This is a genomic window from Angelakisella massiliensis, from assembly GCF_900104675.1.
GTDB classification, from domain to species: Bacteria; Bacillota; Clostridia; order Oscillospirales; family Ruminococcaceae; genus Angelakisella; species Angelakisella massiliensis.
In genome coordinates, this window is the sequence record NZ_LT629945.1 from 2,867,551 (window position 1) to 2,888,858 (window position 21,308).

Here is a 21,308-nt window from a genome sequence, read left to right on the forward strand (position 1 = left end):
CTACAGGAAGGTTCTGCATCCCTTTAAAAATTCATCACTTATGTTTTGCCATCCCAAGTTTTGCGGAAAAACATCTGTCGTCATCGGAAGCAACACAAGAAAATAATGGCGGTCCGGTTTCTCTGGCCACAACTTTTTATGTCTATGAAAACAGCCGGAAACGACGGGTTTCATCCATTGTCCAAAATTTCCATCACTTGCCCGGACGAATCAGAATGGCAACAAACGGTCAGCTGCCCTACCACCAGCGGGAAACTGGAAAAAGAAAAAGCACCGGAACTGTCAGTTCACGGAACCGATGCGTATCGACAAAGTAAAAACCCCAACCGCTATTGCAGTCGGGGTTTTTGGAGGCGCCACCCGGAATCGAACCGGGGATAAAGGTTTTGCAGACCTCTGCCTTACCGCTTGGCTATGGCGCCATATGGAGCGGGTTACGAGGCTCGAACTCGCTACCTCCACCTTGGCAAGGTGGCGCTCTACCAGATGAGCTAAACCCGCGCATTGCCACATCAAGCGGCAAAGTGGTCTACAAAGACCAGAGAAAAAAATGGCGACCCGGATGGGGTTCGAACCCACGACCTCTAGCGTGACAGGCTAGCGTTCTAACCAACTGAACTACCGGGCCATACTGTCTGGAGAAGTTTTGAGCCTCTCCATTTTGCCGTTCTCACTGTTCCAGTGTTCCGGCGACAGTTGCTATTATATCAACTCTCAGAGGATTTGTCAACACTTTTTTCTTTGGAAATTTCCAGAAGTTCTTCCTTGCTGAAATGATACTTGGTATTGCAGAAATGACAGCAGACTTCTGCTTGTCCATCCTCCTCCGCCATATTTTGAAGTTCCTGGGCGGAAAGGGATTCCAGCGCCCGTCCCACCCGCTGGCGGCTGCAATCACACCGGTATTCCACTGTCCGCTCGTCCAGCAGCTCAGGATTCATCCCCTCCAGCGCCCGCTGAGCGATCTCCTCCGGCGTCATACCCTCAGCCAACATTTTGGAAATAGGCGGCATCTGCTGAAAATTCTGTTCCAGCTGGCTGATGTCCCCTTCGGTGGCTCCCGGCAGCAGCTGCACCATACAGCCTCCCGCAGCCTTTACCGTCAGATCTGGATTGACCAGCACCCCCAAAGCGCAGACTGTGGGAATCTGTTCGCTGACAGCGAAATACTGGGTGATGTCCTCAGCAATCTCTCCTGACACAATGGGAGTCATGCCGATATACGGCTCCTTGAGGCCCAGGTCCTTAATCACATACAGGGACCCTTCCTTCCCCACCGCTCCGGATACATCCAGCTTGCCGTACTGGTTCAGGGGCAGCTCCACAACAGGATTGGCAACATATCCCTTGACATTACCTGTTGCGTCCGCCACCGCGATCACCGCTCCTACAGGGCCGTCTCCATTGAGACGAAGGGTAACTGTATCCTTTTCCCCCTTCAGTCCCGCTCCAATAATGCTGGCCGCGGTCAGCAGACGTCCCAAGGCCGCGGTAACCACAGCACTGGTCTTATGGATCTGTTCCGCTTTTCCCACCATATCAGTGGTATCCACAGTATAGCAGACTGCTCCGCCATCAGCGGAAATCGTTCTGATGATCTTACCCATATGAATAAACACTCCAGTTATTGTTCTCTCTTAAATGCACCACGCTATAAACAAAGAAGAAAGGTTCAGCTTTCATTTTTTACTGACACACAGCGCAAAAATCTGGAAGCTCAGCTGCTGTGGGCAGCATAAAAATCTCCCGGCTGAAAGCGCCTTTGCCCCGCTGCCGCGGATTTTTCCCCTTACACCCGACGGGCCACATATACCAGCCGTTCTTCCTCCGGGCCCGGAGCAGAACCGGTATAATCCCCCTGGACCTCCAGCAGCTGGAACTGATTCTCTTCCAGCAGGCGGCGAACTGTTTCCACTGAATAGCTGTACTCCCGGAAACTCTCCATCTCCCGGTAGTAGCAGCCTTTTTCATCCGGAATAAAAAAGTCCAGATCGATGTCCACGGCGCCCTCCTCCGGGGACCAGGTATTCTGCCAAACACAGTAGACCTGATCGGTATCATAGACAAAGGTATTGTCTTCCAGCACTTCCCGGTGTTTGTAGGGGGTATTCATATCAAACAGAAACAGGCCCCCAGGCTCAATAAAATATTGCAGCCGATGAAGCGCCTGTCCCAAAGCTTCCTCTCCCTCCAGATGGTTGAGGCTGTCCAGCATACAGATGGCCGCGTCCACTGTTCCGTAAAGGTCCAGCTCCTCCATCTCCTGGCAAAGATACAAAACCGGAGGCTGGCACTCCCCGCTTTTTTCCCTGGCCTGGGAAAGCATCTCAGGAGAAGCGTCCACCCCGATGACTTCCTTGCCCCGGGCCGCCAGCTCCACTGAAAGGGACCCGGTACCACAGGCCAGATCCAGTATCAGCTGGCAGCGATCCCGGTACCGGGCGATCAGCCCCAGGAAAAAGTCTGCCTTGGCGCCATAATCCACCGCTCCCAGCAGATCATCATAAAAAGCGGCAAAGGTCTGGTTATACCCCGGCATCTTCCTTCTCCAACCTTTCAAACACCACACTGTAGCCATCCGAGCCATAGCTGAGAGAGCGATTGACCCGGCTGATGGTGGCGGTGCTGGCGCCAGTCTCCTTGACAATGTCGCTGTAAACCTTGTGCTCACTGAGCATCTTGGCCACCTGGAGACGCTGAGAAAGGGCCTTCAGCTCCGGCACTGTGCACAGATCGTCAAAAAAGCGGTAGCACTCCTCCATCGTTTCCAAGGACAGAATCGCCCGGAACAGATAGTCCACATTCAGCTCCTTGAGTTTGGAATTCATGGTAACACCTCTGCAACAGATATTTTGGGCGCCGGCAGGACCGGCGCCCACAACTTCTTTTTCAGTTTAACATTTTATTGCGTAAAAGTAAAGAGCCGTTCACTTTCGTTCACGAAAATTTCACTGACAGAAGCTTACTCCTCATCGTTGCGGATCAAGTCCTCATAGGTCTCCCTGCGGATGATGACCCGGGCCGCCTGGCCATTGACCAGCACCACCGGCGGACGGCAGCTGCGGTTATAGTTGGAGGCCATGGAATAGTTATAGGCTCCTGTGGCCAATACCGCCAGAATATCTCCCGGATGTACCTCCTGGAGAGGCACGTTTTCTCCCAACAGATCGCCGGATTCACAGCATTTGCCGGCCACCGTCACTCCCTGAACCTTGGCATCCGCCGCACGGCTGGCCACGGTAAAGGTATACTGGGACTGATAGAGGATGTAGCGGGGATTGTCGGTCATGCCCCCGTCCACAGAGACATAGGTACGCACACCGGGGATCTCCTTGACAGCGCCCACCCGGTAAAGGGTGATGCCGGCGGGGCCCACAATGGAACGGCCAGGCTCAATGAGGATGAAGGGAGTTTCCATTTTCCGCTGCTGGCAGGTCTTTTTTACCGCCTGGGACACCCGCTCCATATAGCTGTCGTAGGCGGGAGGATCGTTATCGCTGGTATAGCAGATGCCGAAGCCGCCCCCCAGGTTCAGCTCTGCCAGGGCTACCCCTGTCTGATCCCGGATATCGGCCATAAAATCTGCCATCACCTGGGCCGCCAGCTCAAAGGGTTCCACATCAAAGATCTGGGAACCGATGTGGCAGTGCAGACCCCGCAGTTCCACACCCGGAGCGGCCAACGCGGTTTTGACCGCTTCCATGGCCTCTCCTGTTTCCAGAGCAAAACCAAATTTGCTGTCGATCTGACCGGTGCGGACAAAATTGTGGGTATGGGCGTCGATGCCCGGCTTGATGCGCAGCATAATATGGGCTGTTTCCTTCTTGCTTTTGGCCAGCTGACTGATCAAATGCAATTCCACTATATTGTCCACCACAATGCGGCCCACGCCATAGCTGATAGCCATGGCCAGTTCGTCCGGGCTCTTGTTATTGCCGTGAAAAATGATCCTGTCTGCCGGAAAACCCACGCTCATGGCGGTATACAGTTCTCCGCCGGATACCACATCCAGGCCCAGTCCTTCCTCCATTACAATGCGGCAGATCGCCTTGCAATTGAAGGCTTTGGAGGCATAAGCCACCAGCCCCCGGCCACCATAATATTTGTCAATGGATTGGCGATAACTGCGGCAGTTACCGCGGATCTCATTCTCATCCATCACATACAAAGGGGTACCATAAGTTTGGGCCAGCTCCACTGTATCCCGTCCACCGATGGTCAGATGTCCTGCGGCATTAACGCCCAGGCAGCGTGCATTTAACATGGGTCTTCATCCTTTCTGCGCCCCGGCAGCCGGGGGAATTTCTGTTGTCAGGTCTCCTGAGGCGGTAAATCCTCATCCCGGTCCGCCTCGATCTCATTGATAATCTCCCGCAGAGCCTCCACTCCCAGGCCGGTCACCGCTGAAAAGGGAATCACTGTGATCTGGTCCCCATAAGGCAGCTCCTGCTCCAGCTCCTCCAGACGCTTGCGCTGCTGGGCGGCGCTGAGTTTGTCCGCCTTGGTGAGAACCACCACAAAGGGCAGTTCGCTTTCAATGAGAAATTCGATCATCATCAAATCGTCATTGGTGGGGGGATGGCGCATATCCACCAGGGAAAATACCAGCCGGATATCCCGGTCCTGGGCGAAGTAGCCCTCAATGAGGGAGGCCCAGCGGAGCTTTTCCTGACGGGAAACCTTGGCGTATCCATAACCGGGCAGGTCTACAAAGCGCATCTGCCCGCCCCGGAAAAAGTTGATGGTGGCGGTTTTGCCCGGCGTGGCGCTGACCCGGGCAAGGGATTTCTGGCTGAACAGCTTGTTGATCAGGGAGGACTTTCCCACATTGGAGCGTCCCGCAAAAACAAGCTCCGGCATCTGGGAGGGAGGAAGCTGGTCCAGCCGGCCAAAGGAGGTCTCAAATCGTACCTGCTGAAAATTCATACCTTCCTCCTCACTGACGAATCGAGGTGTCTTCTCCCCGCTCACCTACCGGCACCATCGCCGGGGCCGGCGGTTCAATCACCGGACGGGGAATGCGCACCAGCGCTGTCTCCAGCACTGTTTCCATCCGCTCCGCGGGAACGAACTTGATATGTTCTTTCACCACATCCTCCACCTCTTCCAGATCCGGAACGTTGGCAGCGGGAATGATGACGGTTTTCATACCATACTTGTAGGCAGCCATGGTCTTTTCCCGCAGGCCGCCGATGGGCAGGACCCTTCCCCGGAGGGTGATCTCACCGGTCATGGCCACATCATGGCGGATGGGGATGCCGGAAAGAGCGGAAACCAAAGCCGTGCAGGTGGTGATACCGGCGGAGGGACCGTCCTTTGGCACTGCCCCTTCAGGGAAGTGGATGTGAAGGTCCTTATCCTTATAGAAAGTCTTGCTGATGCCGTACTGGCCCGCCACACTGCGGATATAGGTGATGGCGGCAGACACCGATTCCTTCATCACATCTCCCAGGGAGCCAGTGAACTGATCCTTGCCGCTGCCCTCCATCACGGCACACTCCACCTGGAGCATCTCGCCGCCTACGGAGGTCCAGGCCAGACCATTGGCCACACCGATCTCATCCTTCCGGGTCAGCTCGTCGTCCCGGAACTTCCGGGGCCCCAGATAGGTGCTGAGATTCTTGGCGGTAACACTCAGGCGCTTGGTATCTTCCTTGGAAACGATGGTAACGGCAGCTTTGCGGCAGACCGAAGCAATCAGACGCTCCAGATTGCGCACGCCTGCTTCCCTGGTGTAATAGTCGATCATCTCATACAGGGCGCTGTCAGCAATGGACAGCTGCTTGGCGGCGATGCCGTGGCGCTTCAGCTGTTTGGCCACCAGATGCCGCCGGGCAATCTGGAATTTTTCCTCCCGGGTATAGCTGGACAGCTCAATGATCTCCATCCGGTCCAGCAGCGGCGCGGGAATGGTGCTGCGGTCATTGGCTGTGGCGATGAAGAACACCTGAGACAGATCGAAGGGAATTTCGATAAAATGGTCCCGGAAGGCATTGTTCTGCTCACTGTCCAGCACCTCCAGCAGCGCGGAGGAGGGATCGCCCCGGAAGTCGTTGCCCAGCTTGTCGATCTCATCCAGAAGCATCAGGGGATTGGCGCTGCCTGCCTGCTTGAGGGCGGTGATGATCCGGCCGGGCATGGAGCCAATATAAGTTTTGCGGTGTCCCCGGATATCCGATTCATCCCGGACGCCTCCCAGGGACAGACGGACATACTTCCGGCCCATGGTCTCGGCGATGGAACGGGCGATAGAGGTCTTGCCCACACCGGGAGGACCCACCAGGCAGATGATCTGTCCCTTGATCTCCGGAGAGAGCTTGCGCACCGCTAGGGTTTCCAGAATACGCTCCTTCACCTTTTTCAGCCCGTAATGCTCGCTGTCCAGCAGGCGGCGGGCCTTTTCAATGTCGATCTTATCCTTGGTATGTACGTTCCAGGGCAGCTCCAGCACGGTATCCAGATAACCCCGAATGACAGACGCCTCGTTGGAGTTGGGAGGCATCTTCTCCATCCGGTCCACTTCCTTGAGAAGCTTTTCCTCCGATTCCTGGGGCAAAGAAAGCTTCCGGATCTGCTCCCGATACCGGTCCAGCTCCTCAAAGAGCTCTTCCCCTTCTCCCAGCTCGCTGGAGATGGCTTTCATCTGCTCCCGAAGATAGAATTCCCGCTGGTTTTTGTCAATCTGCTCCTTCACCTTTTCATGGATATCCTGCTCCAGGCTGAGGATCTCATTTTCATTCTCCAGCAGTTTGGCAATCAGCTCCAGGCGCTTGATGACACTGGATTCCTCCAGCACCGCCTGCTTATCCTCATAGCGCAGCTGAATGTTTCCGGCAATGAACTCCGCCACATAGAAGGGGTCCTCCGACGCCAGAATGCCGTTGACAATATCCTTGGGCATCTTGGGGGTGAGGTAGCAATATTCCTCAAACAGATCCTTGACGGTACGCACCAGTGCGTCGCAAAGGGCCTTGTTGGTGATCCGCTCCCGGACGGGATACTCCTCCACCACGCCGCTGAAGAAGGGTCCGTTTTCATCGATGTTCAGCAGGCGGCCGCGATACCGTCCATCCACCACTACCCGGAGATTATCCCCCTGGGTGCGGAGAATCTGGCGGATCTCTCCCACCACACCCACACGGTACAGCTGTTCGCCGGTGGGATCATCATCCCGGATATCCCGCTGGGCTACCAGGAAAATCTTCCGTTCGTTGCTCATGGCTTCATTGAGAGCCAAAACGGACTTTGCTCTGCCCACATCGAAGTGGAGGACCATATGGGGGAACAGCACCAATCCCCGAAGTGCCAGCACCGGCATAGTCTCCTGCTTGCGGGGAGATGCCTTGCTGACGATAATCTTTTTTTCACTCATGGATCAATAACCACCTTTCCGTGCCGTCTGAAACGGCACTGGAGAAAGGACAGCCATACGCCGCCTTTCATCAGGGTATCATTATACAATAGGGGCCGTGAATTTTTCAACAAGTTCCTGTGTTTTCCAAATGAAAAATCCATGACCGGAAATGTCCGGATATGGCACCGCCTCCGCTGGTTGGGCGGAGGCAGATTTGTTCACACACATTCAGGATACCGAGCTGCGTCTGCGGGAAGCAGCTGCGGACTGAGGCTGATTCAGTTTCAGCTTTACCGGCTTTTTCAGGGGATTACGGGTAATCTCCGCCGGTTTTTCGCCCAGAACACACTCCCGGGTAATCACAATTTTCTCAATGGTGGGGTCGGATGGAGCCTCAAACATGATGGGGCCCAATACTCCTTCCATAATGGCCCGCAGGCCCCGGGCGCCGGTTTTCAGGGCAATGGCTTTTTCCGCCAGAGCCTTGAGCGCATCGTCGGTGAATTCCAGTGTGCAGCCATCCAGCTGGAACAGCTTTTTGTACTGCCGCACCATGGAATTCTTCGGCTCGGTAAGAATCTTGATCAGCGCTTCCTCGTCCAGGGGGTCCAGGGTGGCAATGACCGGAATACGGCCCACCAGCTCCGGGATCAGACCAAAGCGGACCAGATCGTGGGGAACCACCTGCTTGAGCAGCTTGCGGCTCCGCTCCTCCTTACTCTCCTTCAGCTGGGCTCCAAAGCCCATGCTGGAGTTGTCGGTGCGCTTTTCGATGACCGATTCCAGGCCCTCAAAGGCGCCGCCGCAGATAAAGAGGATGTTGCTGGTGTCGATCTGAATGAACTCCTGCTGAGGATGCTTCCGTCCTCCCTGGGGCGGGACGTTGGAAACAGTGCCCTCCAGGATCTTCAGCAGCGCCTGCTGCACGCCTTCACCGCTGACATCCCGGGTGATGGAGGGATTTTCCGACTTACGGGAGATCTTGTCGATCTCATCGATATAGATGATGCCCCGCTCGGCACGGGCCACATCGAAGTCCGCCGCCTGGATGAGCCGCAGAAGGATGTTTTCCACGTCCTCGCCCACATAACCCGCCTCAGTGAGGGTGGTGGCGTCCGCGATGGCGAAGGGCACATTCAGCACCCGGGCCAAAGACTGGGCCAGCATGGTTTTGCCCACGCCGGTGGGGCCCAGCAGCAGAATATTGCTCTTGCCCAGCTCCACATCTTCGCCGCTGCCGCCGAAATAGATCCGCTTGTAGTGGTTATAGACTGCCACGGACAGAGCCCGTTTGGCCTCCTGCTGACCTACCACATATTCATCCAAAAAGCTTTTGATTTCTGATGGCTTTGGGATGGTCAATTCCACTTCTTCCCGGACCTTTTTCTTTTCCGGAGGACGCTCATCCAATACGGCCTGGCACAGCTCAATGCACTCGTTGCAGATGCATACGCCGGGACCGGCGATCATTCGCTCTACCTGATCCTGCTGTTTGCCGCAGAAGGAGCATCGAAGCTGCTTTTTGTTATCATTTGTTGCCATTGTTGCTGCTACTCTCCTCGCTCATCACATTTCGCCATCCCCAGGGACGGCGCCGGTGGGATTCAATCTCTGTGGGCAATGACCTTGTCGATCAGACCATAGGCGCAGGCGGCGTCAGCATCCATGAAGTTATCCCGCTCAGTATCCCGCTGGATCACTTCCAGAGGCTTGCCGGTCTGCTGGGCAAGGATGGTGTTGAGCTTTTCCCGGATGTGGATCAGCCGGTCCGCATGGATCTTGATGTCGGTGGCCTGGCCCTGGAGACCGCTCATCAGCGGCTGATGAATCATGATCTCGGCGTTGGGCAGCGCCAGGCGCTTGCCGGGAGTGCCGGAAGAAAGAAGAAACGCGCCCATGGAAGCGGCCATACCCACACAGATGGTGGAAACATCACACTTGATGTACTGCATGGTATCATAAATGGCCATGCCGGCGGTAATGGAGCCGCCGGGGCTGTTGATATAAAGGCTGATGTCCTTCTCCGGGTCCTGTCCCTCCAGATACAGCAGCTGCGCCACCACCAGGCTGGCAGTAGCGTCGTTGACCTGGTCGCTGAGCATGATGATTCTGTCGTTGAGCAGACGGGAAAAAATATCGTAAGACCGTTCTCCCCGGCTGGTTTGTTCGATGACCATTGGCACAAGGCTCATGTTGGATGCACCTCCGTAGATTCGCGTGGATTTATGCAGGGCGGGTCGCCCAGAAGGAAACCCGCCCTATGTAGAGGCCCGTCCGTACGGGAATTATTCAGCGTCCTTAGGGGTCTCCTCGGTGATGACGGCATTGGCCTTCAGCAGGTCGATGGCCTTGTTGAGGCTCAGGTTGGAAGCCACATTCTCAGAGGGCAGGTAGGTCTTGACCTTCTCCACATCCATCTTGTAGGTTTCCGCCATCTTGTTGTACTCCGCCTCGATCTCCTCAGCAGTAGCTTCCAGATTCTCCAGCTGAGCGATCTTCTGGAGAGCCAGAGTGATGCGCACCTGCTTCTCGGCCTGCTCCTCAAAGGTCTTGCGGAAAGCAGCCATGTCAGCGCCGGTGTACTTGATGTAATCATTGATGTTCAGGCCCTGGCCCTGGAGACGGTAAGCGAAATCCTGTACCATCTCGTCGATCTTCCGCTCGATCATGACATGAGGGATCTCCACAGTCATCTTCTCGGCGGCAGCGTCGCACAGAGCGTTCTCCATGGCTTCCTCAGCCTGGCGCTCCTTGCGCTCCTGGGTCTTGGTGCAGATGTCCGCCTTCAGCTCATCCAGGGTGTCGAATTCGCTGACATCCTTGGCGAACTCATCGTCCAGAGCAGGGGTCTCCTTGACCCGCAGGCTGTTCAGACGAGTTTTGAAAACAGCGGGCTTGCCCTTGAGCTCCTCAGCGTGGTACTCCTCGGGGAAGGTGACGTTGACATCAAACTCCTCACCGATGTTCTTGCCCACGATCTGCTCCTCGAAGCCGGGGATAAACTGGCCGGAACCCAGCACCAGGGAATAACCCTCGCCCTTGCCGCCTTCAAATGCCTTGCCATCCACAAAGCCCTCAAAGTCGATGTTGGCGGTGTCGCCCATGGCGGCGGCGCGGTCGTCCACATCCAGCATACGGCTGTTGCGGTCGGCCATGGCCTTCAGCTCATTCTCAACTTCTTCATCGGAGACAGAAACAGACGCCTTGGTCACAGGCAGGCCCTTATAGCCCTCGATGGTCACTTCCGGCTTGACGGTAACTTTCGCCTTGAAGGTGTAGCCCTCGCCGTTTACCTCGGCGATCTCCACATCGGCACGGTCCACAGGCTCCAGCTTGGATTCATCCAGAGCGGCGCCGTAAGCGGCCTGATAGGTGGCGTTGATGGCTCCGTCATAAAAATATTCCTCACCGACCATTTTCAGAACCATGGCCTTGGGAGCCTTGCCCTTGCGGAAGCCGGGGATGTTGAGGTTCTTGGAGTTCTTCTTATAAGAAGCCTCCAGGGCCTTTTTATACTCCTCACCGTCCACACGGATCTCCAGTTCATAGAGATTGGTATCGATCTTATTGGTGGCAATCAGTTTCATCTTGTTGTTTCCTCCAGAAGAATAGTATTCAAAATCTTCCTTAGTATAGCATATCCCAGGATAAAAAGCTACTGGTTTTGTGCATTTCCCGACGCATTTTTGCCTCTTTTCTCATCCTCCTGCCCCTGGGAAGGCACCAGCATTGGGCAAAAACGAAGATAATCCGCCGACACCAGCCGCAAAGCGATGCCGTCAAAATCCCCCACATAGGCGTTTGCCACCGACGGGCCGTGAAGATGGCCGTAATAGCAGCGACGCACTCCGAATTCTTTCATCAGGTTGAGATACGCGGGGATCTGCTGGCCGCAGTAGACCGGGGGATAATGAAGAAACAGTATTCGTTCCAGGCCCTCCGGCGCCGCTTCCAGGGACATTCTGATCCGTCCCGCCTCCCGGTCGATCACCAGCTGATCGGCGGCGGCTCCGTTTTCAAAAATCCATCCCCGGCTGCCGCAAAGGGCCAAGCCCTCCGCTTCCACGGCGTTATTATGGAGTATTTCCAGGGTGGTTAATCCCTTGGAAGCAAAAAAAGCCTCCATTTTTTTCCGGGTGCTCCACCAATAATCATGGTTGCCCTTCATCAGCAGCTTTCTTCCCGGCAGGCTGTCCAGAAAACGGAAATCCGCTTCCGCCCGCTCCAGCTGCATGGCCCAGGAAATATCTCCCCCCACCACCACTGTATCCTCCGGGGACACCAGCCGCCGCCAGTTTTCCTCCAAACGGCGAACATAGTCGGTCCAGCCGGAAAAGACTTCCATGGTTTTTTCCGGAGCTGAAAGAGGAAGATGCAGATCCGATATGGTAAAAATTGCCATATATTTTCCTTTCCCGCCTAAGGCGTCGGGCAAAAAATTTCCGGAATAGACAGGGCCTGTTTCGGTCAATACTATTGTTGTCCGGAAAAAGAAAAAACGGACAGGGAAACGGACGGCGGCGGACATGGGAAACTTCCGATGTCCTTCACTGTCCCGCCAAGAAAGGAGTAGAATACCATGGCTCACAAATGTATTGACGGATGCGAATGTATTGAGTATATCCAGTGCGATGCCAAAAACTGCGTTTATAACGACAAGAAGGCTCATTGCACCGCCCAACAGATCCAGGTAGGACCTGCCTCCGGTCAGAACAGCAACGCTGCCTGCGCCACCTTCCGTGCTGAGGGCTGAGGCCGGTTCCGGCCTGTGAGGCCTTTCCTCTTTGCCGCCTTCGGGCGGACCTCTTTCTCAGGCCGGAGCAGATGCTGTTCCAGCGGTTTTGATTGATCCAAAGTCAAAGAAAAACAGGATACAACCATCTGATCCGCCATACAGCGGCAGACACAAAAGCAGAGGGCGGGAGCGCGGAAAGCTCCCGCCTGAGCGTGTCGAACTTTTCGACACGCTTCCAGGGGGACCCAGTCCCCCTGGATACGAAGCTGGTTCCTGATGAAACCAGCTTCGATACCCCCGGTTTCGCGCCCTGGTGGGCGCGGGTCGTGGTATAAAAATCAGGCGCATGTCCCTCTGAGTGTGCCGAAGGCATTCGGCACACTTCCAGGGGGACCCAGTCCCCCTAGATACGATTCTGGTTCCCCATGAAACCAGAATCGATACCCCCGGTTTCGCGCCCCGGTGGGCGCGGGTCGTGGTATAAAAATCAGGCGCATGTCCCTCTGAGTGTGCCGAAGGCATTCGGCACACTTCCAGGGGGACCCAGTCCCCCTAGATACGATTCTGGTTCCCCATGAAACCAGAATCGATACCCCCGGTTTCGCGCCCCGGTGGGCGCGGGTCGTGGTATAAAAATCAGGCGCATGTCCTGATTTTTATGATTTCAAATTTTATTTTTCCCTTCAAATAGATTTTTCTGCAGTTTGGGGCGGGAGCATGAAAGCTCCCGCCTGTTTGCTGTTTTCCGGCAAAATACCCTTTCTCAAAACGTTTTCCCGCCGCTGAAAAACACGGCACGAGATGCGTTTTTTCGCAAACAAAGTTCCTCTGCGCTCACACAGATCCGTTTATTTCAGCAGAAAACTTTTCACCGCATCCGGCATCTCAGCAGGAGCGCAGCAGGCGTCAAACCGCTGGGACCGATCACGGAGGGCTGAAATGGGAGCTGGAATGGAAACGCCGCTGAGACGCTCCAGCAGCGCCGCTTTCTCAAAATCGTCCTCCGGTATATCGGTTCTGCCCAGAGCGGACAGAACACTGTCGGCAAACTTATAGGGACTGGCGGTGGAAACCACTACCATAGGTCGGTTGTCCCCCGTCTCCCGCTGATACTGCCGGGCCACATTCATCGCCACAGCAGTGTGGGGATCACAAAGATAGGAATACTCCTCAAACAGATCCCGAATGGTGGCCTTGGTTTCCTCCTCGCCGCAGCAGCCGCCCCAGAAGCCCCCGCGAAGCTGTTCCATGGCATTTTCGCTCAGCTGATACCGGCCGGTAGCGGAAAGGCTCTCCATCAGTTGCCGCACGGTCTCATCAGAACAGCCGGAAAGCTCATACAGCAGCCGCTCCAGGTTGGAGGAGATGAGAATATCCATGGAAGGAGAAATGGTGGTGTGGAAGGGACGGTTGCGGTTATAAACGCCGGTGTTCATCAGCTCGGTGAGAACATCATTCTCATTGGAAGCGCACACCAGCATTCCCACCGGCAGGCCCATCCGACGGGCGTAATGGGCGGCCAGAATGTTGCCGAAATTCCCGGTGGGGACACAGAAGTTCACCTGATCCCCCAATTTGATTCTGCCGTCCGCTGCCAAATCACAGTAGGCGCTGATGTAATAAACGATCTGGGGTACCAGCCGTCCCCAGTTGATGGAGTTGGCACTGGAGAGGACAAAGCCCTTCTCTCCCAGTTCTTCCTGGAGAGCCCGGTCGCCGAAAATCTTTTTCACGCCGGTCTGGGCATCATCAAAGTTTCCCTCAATAGCCATCACCGACACATTGTTTCCCTGCTGGGTGGTCATCTGCCGCTTCTGCATCCGGCTGACACCCTGCTGGGGATAAAAGACCATGATCCGGGTGCCGGGCACATCCCTGAATCCCTCCAAAGCGGCCTTTCCGGTATCGCCGGAGGTAGCCACCAGGATCACCACCTGGCGTCCATCCCCTTCCTTGGCCATCGCCGCAGTCATCAGTCGGGGAAGCAGCTGGAGAGCCATATCTTTAAAGGCGCAGGTGGGACCGTGCCACAGCTCCAGCAGCGCGGTGCCGTCGGAAAGGGTGGACAGCGGCGCGGGGCGACCCTCATCGAAGCCCTCATCATAGGCCCCTTTTACACACTGTTCCAGTTCTTCCTTGGTGTAATCGGTCAGGAACATTCCCAAAATCCGGGCTGCCCGCTCCTGATAGGTCAGGGGGCAAAGCTCCTCCAGCATCTCCCGGGAAAGGGCCGGGATCTCCTGGGGAAGATACAGGCCGCCGTCCGGGGCAATCCCTTCCAGAATCGCCTGGGCTGCTGTGCGGCTGTGGGAACCGTCTCTGGTGCTGATATACTTCATCCTGTCCACCTCGTTATTTCTCATCAGTGTCATTGGGCCGGGCTATCAGCCCAGCGTTCTGCGGAGGAAATCCCGGGCGTTGCCATAGAGAATTTTACCGGTCAGTTCCTCTCCCAAACCTGATTGTAACATAGCATCCCGCAGTACCGCAACCCCGGAAAGGCTGTCAAGGAAAGACGGCATGATGGCGCCGTCGGAATCGGAGCCCAGGGAAACACACTGTTCTCCACCCAGCTCCAAAAAGTGCCAGATATGCCGTACCATCTGCTCCGCCGTGGGGTCCGGGTCTCCCGCCAGAAATTCCCGGCAGAAATTGATGCCCACGATACCGCCCCGCTCCGCCAAAGCCCGGAACTGATCGTCGGTAAGGTTGCGCCGGTGGTCCCACACCTTGCGGCTGTTGGAATGAGTGGCCAGGAAGGGCTTTTCCGATTTTTCCACCACCTGCCAGAAGGTTTTTTCATTGAGGTGGGAGACATCCACCAGCATCCCCAGCCGTTCCATCTCCCGGATGACTTCCACGCCAAAATCCTTCAGCCCCTGGTCGGTGGCGGCTCCCCCGCCAATCTCGTTTTCTCCGTTCCAGGTGAGGGTCATCATCCGCACGCCGTCATCCCACAGCTTTTGTACCTTCTCCAGGCGTCCGCCCAGGGCAGCGCCTCCTTCTACCGACAGGATCGCCGCTGTTTTGCCCTCCTCCAGCAGCGCTTCCGCCTGGGTCATGGTCCGGGCCTGACCGATGTGCTGGGGATACAGCTCCAGCTGACGCTGAAAATGCTCCCTGGCCCGCTCATAATAGTCCACTGCCGCCTGTCCCCGGTACTCATCAGGAATAAAGATGGCGCAGGTTTGGCACCAGCGGAACTCCTCCGGAATCTTACCCAGATCGAAACGGGCTATTCCATCGGCAAGATCATAATGCCGGCCCAGTCCGTTGGTAATGGTATCACAATGCAGATCCAATACAGGAGCAGTCTTGTTCATTTATTCTCCCTCGCTTCCGTCAAAGGCCGACGGCCAGTATTCCACCGTAAACCGGGGAAGCTCCCCCGGGAACACTGTCACCGCAGCCACATCGAACCGGGGCTGGAGCTCTGTTTCCCCCAGCTCCATCAAATACGCCTGAGCGGAGCGGATCAGCTTGCGCCGCTTGGTCCGGTTTACCGCTTCCAGAGGGCTGACCATCGCCCCCGGCTTACGGGTCTTTACCTCCACAAAGGCCAGAATTTCCTCTTTTCTCGCCACCAGGTCCAGCTCTCCCCAGCGGCAATGCCAGTTCCGTGCCAGCAGTTCATAACCTTGAGATAAAAGATACTCCGCTGCCGCCTGCTCCCCCATGGCTCCCGTTTCCTTCCGGTCCATCACTGCTCTCCTGTCAGCTTTTTAAGGAAGCTGCGGCGATGGATGGGGGAAATGCCATGCTCCTCCAACATCTGATAATGGAGCTTGGTGGGATAGCCCTTATGTTGGTCAAACCGATATTGAGGGTACTGCTGATGCAGCCGGAGCATCTCCCGGTCCCTGGTCACCTTGGCCAGCACCGAAGCAGCGGCGATGGCAGCGGAGCACCCATCCCCCTTCACCACCGTCACTGTGGGCAGCGGCAGCCTCGGGTCCCTGTTGCCGTCCACCAGGGCCAGCTGGGGCGCCTGGGGCATTTTGGCCGCCATTTCTTCATAAGCCCGTCTCATGGCCAGAAAGGTGGCCTGGAGGATGTTCACCCGGTCGATCTCCTCCGGGGAAGCGGAACCGATGCCATACCAGGCCAGATCTTCCCCGGTGATCTTTTCAAACAGCTGCTCCCGCTTCTTCTCCGTCAGCTTCTTGGAATCGTTGAGGCCATCCAGTGCCGCCCCTGGACGGAACACCAGACAAGCCGCTACCACTGGTCCCGCCAAAGGGCCCCGGCCCGCTTCATCCACCCCGCACAGTACCGTAACGACTTTTTCTTCCAGCATCCGCCGGTCAAAATCCATCAGCTCTTCAAAGGTCATTGTTCCGTCTCCTCCAGCTTCGGCTCCCGGGGCGCATACTGCTGTCCCGGCGCTTCCAGCGTGATTCGGCCAATGACGCCGCCCCGGAATTCATCCAAAACCATGATGGCGGCCCGCTCCGTATTCACATGGCCGCCGGCCATCATCATTCCCCGCTTGCGGCCAATGGCTTCCAGAAGATCATACCCGTCCAGCTCCCGGACCGTCTCCTCCTCCAGCTTGTACCGCTGGGCCACCAGGTCCCCGTAGGGCTCCCGCAGCACTTCCAGCAGCCGCATCGCCAGATATTCCACATCCAGGATATCATCCTTCACCGAGCCTACAAAGGCCAGCCGTTCCCCCGCTTCCTTGTCCTCAAACTTGGGCCAGAGAACGCCGGGCATATCCAGCAGCTCCATGCCGCTGTCCAGGGTGACCCACTGCTTGCCCCGGGTGACACCGGGACGGTCCTCCACCTTGGCCCGCTTGGACCCGGCCAGGCGGTTGATGAGGGAGGATTTGCCTACATTGGGGATACCCACGATCATCATTCGGATGGGGCGGCCACCCATTCCCTTCTGCTCCCACTGGGCCAGCTTATCCGCCAGCACCTCTTTGGCGGCGGCGGTGAAAGCTTTCAGGCCCTTGCCGCTGCGGCAATCGGTAGCCAAGGCCACAATGCCTTTGGAGCGATACCAATTGAGCCACTTCTGGGTGACAGCGTCATCCGCGGAATCGCTCTTATTGAGCAACACAATCCGGGGCTTTTTTCCTACGATCCGGTCCACCTCCGGGTTGCGGCTGCTCATGGGAATGCGGGCGTCGGTCAGCTCCACCACCAGATCCACCAGCTTGAGATTGGCCGCCATCATCCGGCGGGTTTTGGCCATATGGCCGGGAAACCATTGTACAGAAAGCGTTTCCGCCATGCTCGTTCCTCCTTTGTTCTTTTATCCCACAGCGCCCATCCGGCTCAGGGGAAAGAGCCGCCAGACCACTTTGCCTTGAATATTTTCCACAGGAATCATCCCTGTCTGGGAACTGCGGCTGTCTACCGAATGGTTCCGGTTGTCCCCCATGATAAAAACATAGCCCTCCGGCACCGTTACCGGAAAGGTCACATCGTAAGCGAGTTTGGTAGGCTCTGACAAATAGGGTTCCCATAATTTGTGTCCATCCACATATACCCCGCCGGTGACAAAGTCGATATCCACCGACTGGCCTCCCAAAGCGATGACCCGCTTGACAATGGCCCGGTCCTGGCCGCCGCCGGTACGAATGACCACAATATCCCCCTGTGCCGGTTTATAATCAAACACCTGCACCACCGTCAGATCCCTGTTCAGGAGAGTGGGTTCCATGGAAGCGCCGCTGATGACCGCCACCCGGAAAAAGACGCTGAAAACAAGAAACAGCACCACCGCGGCTGCAGCGGCCAGCAAAATCCCCGCCACCGACCGACGGAGCGAAAAACGTTCCTCGCCGGTAAGAAGGTCATCCTTGCCGCCCTTTTCCTGGCGCAGTTTCTCGAAATTCATTCTCCCCACCTCCTATCATACCACCGGCAATCAAAAGGTCAACATCACCGGCTATTTCTCTTACAAACCGGCAGTTACAATCCCCCATGATGGCCCGCGGCGAAAGCTGCGATAAAAAAGCGCTGAAAAACAGAAAAGAGGACAGCGGACTGTCCTCTCTTCCCTTCGGTTTTGATTACCGCAGTGCTTCTTTGACTTTGGCGGCCTTGCCCACGCGGTTGCGCAGATAGTACAGCTTGCTTCTGCGAACACGGCCGGTACGAATGATCTCGACGCTGGCAACGTTGGGGCTGTGGATGGGGAATACACGCTCCACGCCTACGCCGTGGGACATCCGGCGAACGGTAAAGGTCTCGGAAACGCCGCCGTGCTTCTTGGCAATAACGGTGCCCTCAAAAGCCTGGAGACGCTCTCTGTCGCCTTCCTTAATCTTAACCTGCACGCGGACGGAATCGCCGACGTTGACCTCAGGCAGCTCTTTCTTCATGCTGTCCTGGGCAATGAGTTTCAAAGCATCCATGGTTAATCCTCCTTCAAAATATCCGAACATTCATACCTCTTGCAAATGGGCAGCGGACTGCTCGGTCCAATGTGCGCAGCGGTTGTCCACTGCGACATCAAAACCCGCCGGACACGCCCGGCAGTTCTCATGCCAAAATATCATATCATATTAAGCCCTCAAATGCAAGGCTTTTTTCTCCGCCCCAAGGGACTTTTTTGCTCTCAGGTGAAATCCGCTCCCGATTCGGTCAAAATAGCCAGTCTCTCCACCCGCACATAATCCATGGTCCGGCCGGAACAGGCGGCAAAAGCCTCCAGCACCAGGGCGGGACTGACATTGAGATGAATCCCCGCCGCCAGCCGCAGCTCCGCTTCCATCCAGCCGTCCCGGCAGCTGAGAGAACGCAGCTGCATCAAAGGCTTTAAATCCAGCTCCCGCTCCGCCTTCTTGGTCTTTTTCACCACCGTGATCTGGGGCTGATCCAGGAAGGCCCGGAACTGCTCCGCCAATTTCTCCGGCTGCTCATCGGGAATACGAATAGCATAATCCGCCTGAGTGATGGCCTCCGCCTTGCAGACCGGCTCCCCGGCCCGCAGCGCCCGGATGCCCTCCGGCAGCACCGGATTGAGGCGAACGGGAATCTCTTCCACAGGGAAGCTGTCATCGGTGAGCTTGATGTCAAAGGATTCGCAGCCGCTTTCATACCCCAGGGACAGGGGCAGGGCGAAGGTCATATAGATCCGGGGATTAAAGCCCTCGGTGTACCATACCGGAATATCCGTCCGGGCAAAGGCTCTGGAAAGACAGCGGGTGATATCCAGGTGGGAAATATACCGGGCCCGGTCCCGCTTTTCAAAAAAGATCCGTACCAGCTTCAAAAGCAGACACCTCCCACCAGTTTGTTGGCTCCGCAGCCGGCGCACCGCTCCCGGCAGTTGGGGATGGCCACGCTCTCATGGGCCTTCTGGTTCTCCCGGGCCAGGAACTCCTTGGTGATGCCGTAGTCCAGGTGGTCCCAGGGCATCTTTTCCTCGTAATCCCGGCGGCGGCAGGCATAGAAGTCCATATCCAAACCAAACTTGTCCATAGCCTGCTGCCAGCGGGCGGCGTCGAAGTGGGTCTCCCACCCTTCCAGGTTTCCGCCCTGGCGCCAGACCTCCTCCACCACCTGGCAGAGGCGGCGGTCTCCACGGGCCAGCACCGCTTCCAGGCGGCTGGTAATGGCGTCGTGGTAGTTAACCCGGATCTTCCTGCTGGTGACGGAATGGACCAGGTGCCGCTGCTTCTCCTTGAAGCTTTCCAGGCTGTCCTGAGGCTCAAACTGGAAAGGGGTAAAAGGCTTGGGCACAAAGCAGGCGACGCTGACAGTGACATTTACCGCCTTGCCCTTCTGGCGGGTGGGCAGGGAATAATACAGGTCCACTGCCTTCTGGGCCAGAGTGATGATGGCGGTGATATCCTCCATGGTCTCGGTGGGCAGGCCCATCATAAAGTACAGCTTGACAGCGGTATATCCACCCTCAAAGGCCATGCGGCAGGTGTTCATCACCTCGTCCTCGGTGACATTTTTATTGATGGCATCCCGCAGCCGCTGGCTTCCCGCCTCCGGGGCGAAGGTGAGGCCGCTTTTGCGCACCTTCTGCACCATTTCCAGCAGCTTGGGGGAGAAGTTGTCTACCCGCAGGGAAGGCAGGGAAATATTCACCCGTTCCCCATCGGTCCAGGAAAGCATCCCTTCCATCAGCTGTTCCAGACCGCTGTGGTCGCTGGTGCTCAGGGAGGTGAGAGATACCTCATTGTAACCGGTGCTGCGGCAGAGGGTATGAGCCTGCTCACTGATGAGATCGGGATTTTTTTCCCGGAGAGGCCGGTAGATATAACCTGCCTGGCAGAACCGGCAGCCCCGGATACAGCCCCGGAGCACTTCGGTCATGGCCCGGTCATGAACAATGTCCACAAAGGGGACCACAAAGCTGTCGGGATAATAGACCTTGTCCATATCCCGGATGATCCGCTTTTTCACCACAGCGGGAGCGCCCTCCAAAGGGGTCACTTCCTTCACCCGGCCATCCTCCTCATAGGAGACCTGATAAAAGGAGGGGACATAAACGCCTCCCAGCTGAGCGGCACGGCGGAGAAACTCCCGGCGGTCCACCCCTTCCCGGCGGCAGGAGCGGTAGAGGGCGTTGAGTTCCAGCACCACTTCCTCCCCTTCTCCCAGAACGAACAGGTCGAAAAAGTCGGCAATAGGCTCCGGGTTGCAGGCGCAGGGGCCGCCGCCAATGACCAAGGGGTACTCCCAGCCATTTCCCCGGTCGGCGGTACGCACCGGCACCCCGCCCAGGCGCAGCATATTAAGGATGGTGGTATAGCACATCTCATACTGAAGAGTGAAGTCCACCATGTCAAACTGGTCCAGGGGATCAAAGCTCTCCAAGCCATACAGCTTGACGCCGTTTTCCTCCATCAGCTGCTGGAAATCCACATCCGGCGCGAACACCCGCTCGCACCAGGTTCCCTCCTCATTGTTAAGAAGCCCGTAGAGAATCTTCATCCCCAAATGGGACATACCCACCTCGTACAGGTCGGGAAAGCAGAAGGCGATACGCAGGTCCACCTGGTCCTTCTCCTTGATCACGCTGCCCGGCTCCCCGCCGCAGTAGCGGGCAGGCTTTTGGGTCCGCAGCAGCAGGCGGTCGATTTTTTCTGGTATCATGACGTTCCTCCAACGCCGGAACAGCTCCCGGCTCTTTTTACATCATTACATAAGTAGGTTTATTTTACATCATTTATGGCAGGGATTCAACTATGAAGCCGGTGGGAAAGACCTTTTTAGGAAAATAAGCCATGATGCTGCAGAATTTCTT

At 56.5% G+C, this 21,308-nt stretch carries 20 protein-coding genes and 3 tRNA genes; 1 reads left to right on the top strand and 22 read right to left on the bottom strand.

What is annotated here, in order from left to right:
* Positions 1–348: 348 nt before the first annotated feature.
* From BQ5383_RS19135 to BQ5383_RS19195, 13 genes are all read right to left on the bottom strand, one after another.
* Positions 349–422: transfer RNA gene (locus BQ5383_RS19135), tRNA-Cys, on the bottom strand.
* A 3-nt stretch (positions 423–425) separates the two neighbouring features.
* Positions 426–501 (bottom strand) — tRNA-Gly (locus BQ5383_RS19140).
* 50 nt (positions 502–551) lie between these two features.
* Positions 552–628, bottom strand: a tRNA-Asp gene (locus tag BQ5383_RS19145).
* Positions 629–707: 79 nt separating this feature from the next.
* Positions 708–1,607 (bottom strand): Hsp33 family molecular chaperone HslO, encoded by a 900-nt coding sequence (gene hslO / locus BQ5383_RS19150; protein ID WP_071434711.1) that lies wholly within the window; start codon positions 1,605–1,607, stop codon positions 708–710.
* A gap of 182 nt (positions 1,608–1,789) precedes the next feature.
* Positions 1,790–2,539 carry a class I SAM-dependent DNA methyltransferase gene (locus tag BQ5383_RS19155; protein WP_071434713.1) on the bottom strand — a complete coding sequence of 250 codons (750 nt, stop codon included), beginning with the start codon at positions 2,537–2,539 and terminating at the stop codon, positions 1,790–1,792.
* On the bottom strand, positions 2,526–2,828 hold the full coding sequence (locus BQ5383_RS19160) for a YerC/YecD family TrpR-related protein (protein WP_071435287.1): 303 nt from the start codon (positions 2,826–2,828) through the stop codon (positions 2,526–2,528). Before BQ5383_RS19160 ends, BQ5383_RS19155 begins: the two co-directional genes overlap by 14 nt.
* Positions 2,829–2,962: 134 nt before the next feature.
* Complete coding sequence (lysA, locus tag BQ5383_RS19165) at positions 2,963–4,264, bottom strand: diaminopimelate decarboxylase (RefSeq protein ID WP_071434716.1); 1,302 nt, start codon at positions 4,262–4,264, stop codon at positions 2,963–2,965.
* A 47-nt stretch (positions 4,265–4,311) separates the two neighbouring features.
* Positions 4,312–4,926, bottom strand: coding sequence for a ribosome biogenesis GTP-binding protein YihA/YsxC (gene yihA / locus BQ5383_RS19170; protein WP_071434718.1), 615 nt, complete (start codon positions 4,924–4,926; stop codon positions 4,312–4,314).
* Between the two features lie 10 nt (positions 4,927–4,936).
* On the bottom strand, positions 4,937–7,372 hold the full coding sequence (lon, locus tag BQ5383_RS19175; protein WP_071434720.1) for an endopeptidase La: 2,436 nt from the start codon (positions 7,370–7,372) through the stop codon (positions 4,937–4,939).
* 210 nt (positions 7,373–7,582) lie between these two features.
* Positions 7,583–8,896, bottom strand: a complete 1,314-nt coding sequence (gene clpX / locus BQ5383_RS19180; protein WP_071434722.1) for an ATP-dependent Clp protease ATP-binding subunit ClpX — start codon at positions 8,894–8,896, stop codon at positions 7,583–7,585.
* Between the two features lie 62 nt (positions 8,897–8,958).
* Positions 8,959–9,546: an ATP-dependent Clp endopeptidase proteolytic subunit ClpP gene (gene clpP, locus BQ5383_RS19185; protein WP_071434724.1), complete on the bottom strand. Its 588-nt coding sequence runs from the start codon at positions 9,544–9,546 to the stop codon at positions 8,959–8,961.
* A gap of 93 nt (positions 9,547–9,639) precedes the next feature.
* Complete coding sequence (tig, locus tag BQ5383_RS19190; RefSeq protein ID WP_071434726.1) at positions 9,640–10,941, bottom strand: trigger factor; 1,302 nt, start codon at positions 10,939–10,941, stop codon at positions 9,640–9,642.
* 68 nt (positions 10,942–11,009) lie between these two features.
* A complete protein-coding gene (locus BQ5383_RS19195; protein ID WP_076944523.1) occupies positions 11,010–11,756 on the bottom strand; it encodes a metallophosphoesterase in 747 nt (248 codons plus the stop codon).
* A 177-nt stretch (positions 11,757–11,933) separates the two neighbouring features.
* Here BQ5383_RS19195 and BQ5383_RS20305 point away from each other — a divergent pair, with 177 nt between their 5' ends.
* Positions 11,934–12,107, top strand: coding sequence for a DUF1540 domain-containing protein (locus tag BQ5383_RS20305; protein WP_083390076.1), 174 nt, complete (start codon positions 11,934–11,936; stop codon positions 12,105–12,107).
* 830 nt (positions 12,108–12,937) lie between these two features.
* Here the strand turns inward: BQ5383_RS20305 and thrC are convergent.
* The 9 genes from thrC to BQ5383_RS19240 form a co-directional block, all read right to left on the bottom strand.
* Positions 12,938–14,428, bottom strand: coding sequence for a threonine synthase (gene thrC / locus BQ5383_RS19200; protein ID WP_071434728.1), 1,491 nt, complete (start codon positions 14,426–14,428; stop codon positions 12,938–12,940).
* Between the two features lie 45 nt (positions 14,429–14,473).
* Complete coding sequence (locus BQ5383_RS19205; RefSeq protein ID WP_071434730.1) at positions 14,474–15,412, bottom strand: dipeptidase; 939 nt, start codon at positions 15,410–15,412, stop codon at positions 14,474–14,476.
* A complete protein-coding gene (locus BQ5383_RS19210) occupies positions 15,413–15,790 on the bottom strand; it encodes a YraN family protein (protein ID WP_071434732.1) in 378 nt (125 codons plus the stop codon).
* On the bottom strand, positions 15,790–16,422 hold the full coding sequence (locus BQ5383_RS19215; RefSeq protein ID WP_083390077.1) for a ribonuclease HII: 633 nt from the start codon (positions 16,420–16,422) through the stop codon (positions 15,790–15,792). The genes BQ5383_RS19210 and BQ5383_RS19215 overlap by 1 nt, the downstream gene beginning before the upstream one ends.
* Entirely contained in the window at positions 16,419–17,330 is a 912-nt protein-coding gene (gene ylqF, locus BQ5383_RS19220; protein ID WP_071434734.1) for a ribosome biogenesis GTPase YlqF, read from the bottom strand. The genes BQ5383_RS19215 and ylqF overlap by 4 nt, the downstream gene beginning before the upstream one ends.
* Before the next feature lie 21 nt (positions 17,331–17,351).
* Positions 17,352–17,939: a signal peptidase I gene (lepB, locus tag BQ5383_RS19225; RefSeq protein WP_083390078.1), complete on the bottom strand. Its 588-nt coding sequence runs from the start codon at positions 17,937–17,939 to the stop codon at positions 17,352–17,354.
* Between the two features lie 175 nt (positions 17,940–18,114).
* Positions 18,115–18,459: a 50S ribosomal protein L19 gene (rplS, locus tag BQ5383_RS19230; protein ID WP_071434736.1), complete on the bottom strand. Its 345-nt coding sequence runs from the start codon at positions 18,457–18,459 to the stop codon at positions 18,115–18,117.
* 203 nt (positions 18,460–18,662) lie between these two features.
* Entirely contained in the window at positions 18,663–19,319 is a 657-nt protein-coding gene (locus tag BQ5383_RS19235; RefSeq protein WP_071434738.1) for a TIGR03936 family radical SAM-associated protein, read from the bottom strand.
* A complete protein-coding gene (locus BQ5383_RS19240; protein ID WP_071434740.1) occupies positions 19,316–21,157 on the bottom strand; it encodes a TIGR03960 family B12-binding radical SAM protein in 1,842 nt (613 codons plus the stop codon). The genes BQ5383_RS19235 and BQ5383_RS19240 overlap by 4 nt, the downstream gene beginning before the upstream one ends.
* Positions 21,158–21,308: the final 151 nt, after the last annotated feature.

Coding starts and splice junctions, on each gene's coding strand:
- BQ5383_RS19215 (WP_083390077.1), bottom strand. CDS start 16,422: ATGACCTTTGAAGAGCTGATGGATTTTGACCGGCGGATGCTGGAAGAA.
- BQ5383_RS20305 (WP_083390076.1), top strand. CDS start 11,934: ATGGCTCACAAATGTATTGACGGATGCGAATGTATTGAGTATATCCAG.
- BQ5383_RS19210 (WP_071434732.1), bottom strand. CDS start 15,790: ATGGACCGGAAGGAAACGGGAGCCATGGGGGAGCAGGCGGCAGCGGAG.
- lepB (WP_083390078.1), bottom strand. CDS start 17,939: ATGAATTTCGAGAAACTGCGCCAGGAAAAGGGCGGCAAGGATGACCTT.
- tig (WP_071434726.1), bottom strand. CDS start 10,941: ATGAAACTGATTGCCACCAATAAGATCGATACCAATCTCTATGAACTG.
- BQ5383_RS19155 (WP_071434713.1), bottom strand. CDS start 2,539: ATGCCGGGGTATAACCAGACCTTTGCCGCTTTTTATGATGATCTGCTG.
- hslO (WP_071434711.1), bottom strand. CDS start 1,607: ATGGGTAAGATCATCAGAACGATTTCCGCTGATGGCGGAGCAGTCTGC.
- clpX (WP_071434722.1), bottom strand. CDS start 8,896: ATGGCAACAAATGATAACAAAAAGCAGCTTCGATGCTCCTTCTGCGGC.
- lon (WP_071434720.1), bottom strand. CDS start 7,372: ATGAGTGAAAAAAAGATTATCGTCAGCAAGGCATCTCCCCGCAAGCAG.
- BQ5383_RS19195 (WP_076944523.1), bottom strand. CDS start 11,756: ATGGCAATTTTTACCATATCGGATCTGCATCTTCCTCTTTCAGCTCCG.
- clpP (WP_071434724.1), bottom strand. CDS start 9,546: ATGAGCCTTGTGCCAATGGTCATCGAACAAACCAGCCGGGGAGAACGG.
- rplS (WP_071434736.1), bottom strand. CDS start 18,459: ATGGATGCTTTGAAACTCATTGCCCAGGACAGCATGAAGAAAGAGCTG.
- thrC (WP_071434728.1), bottom strand. CDS start 14,428: ATGAAGTATATCAGCACCAGAGACGGTTCCCACAGCCGCACAGCAGCC.
- lysA (WP_071434716.1), bottom strand. CDS start 4,264: ATGTTAAATGCACGCTGCCTGGGCGTTAATGCCGCAGGACATCTGACC.
- ylqF (WP_071434734.1), bottom strand. CDS start 17,330: ATGGCGGAAACGCTTTCTGTACAATGGTTTCCCGGCCATATGGCCAAA.
- BQ5383_RS19205 (WP_071434730.1), bottom strand. CDS start 15,412: ATGAACAAGACTGCTCCTGTATTGGATCTGCATTGTGATACCATTACC.
- yihA (WP_071434718.1), bottom strand. CDS start 4,926: ATGAATTTTCAGCAGGTACGATTTGAGACCTCCTTTGGCCGGCTGGAC.
- BQ5383_RS19160 (WP_071435287.1), bottom strand. CDS start 2,828: ATGAATTCCAAACTCAAGGAGCTGAATGTGGACTATCTGTTCCGGGCG.
- BQ5383_RS19240 (WP_071434740.1), bottom strand. CDS start 21,157: ATGATACCAGAAAAAATCGACCGCCTGCTGCTGCGGACCCAAAAGCCT.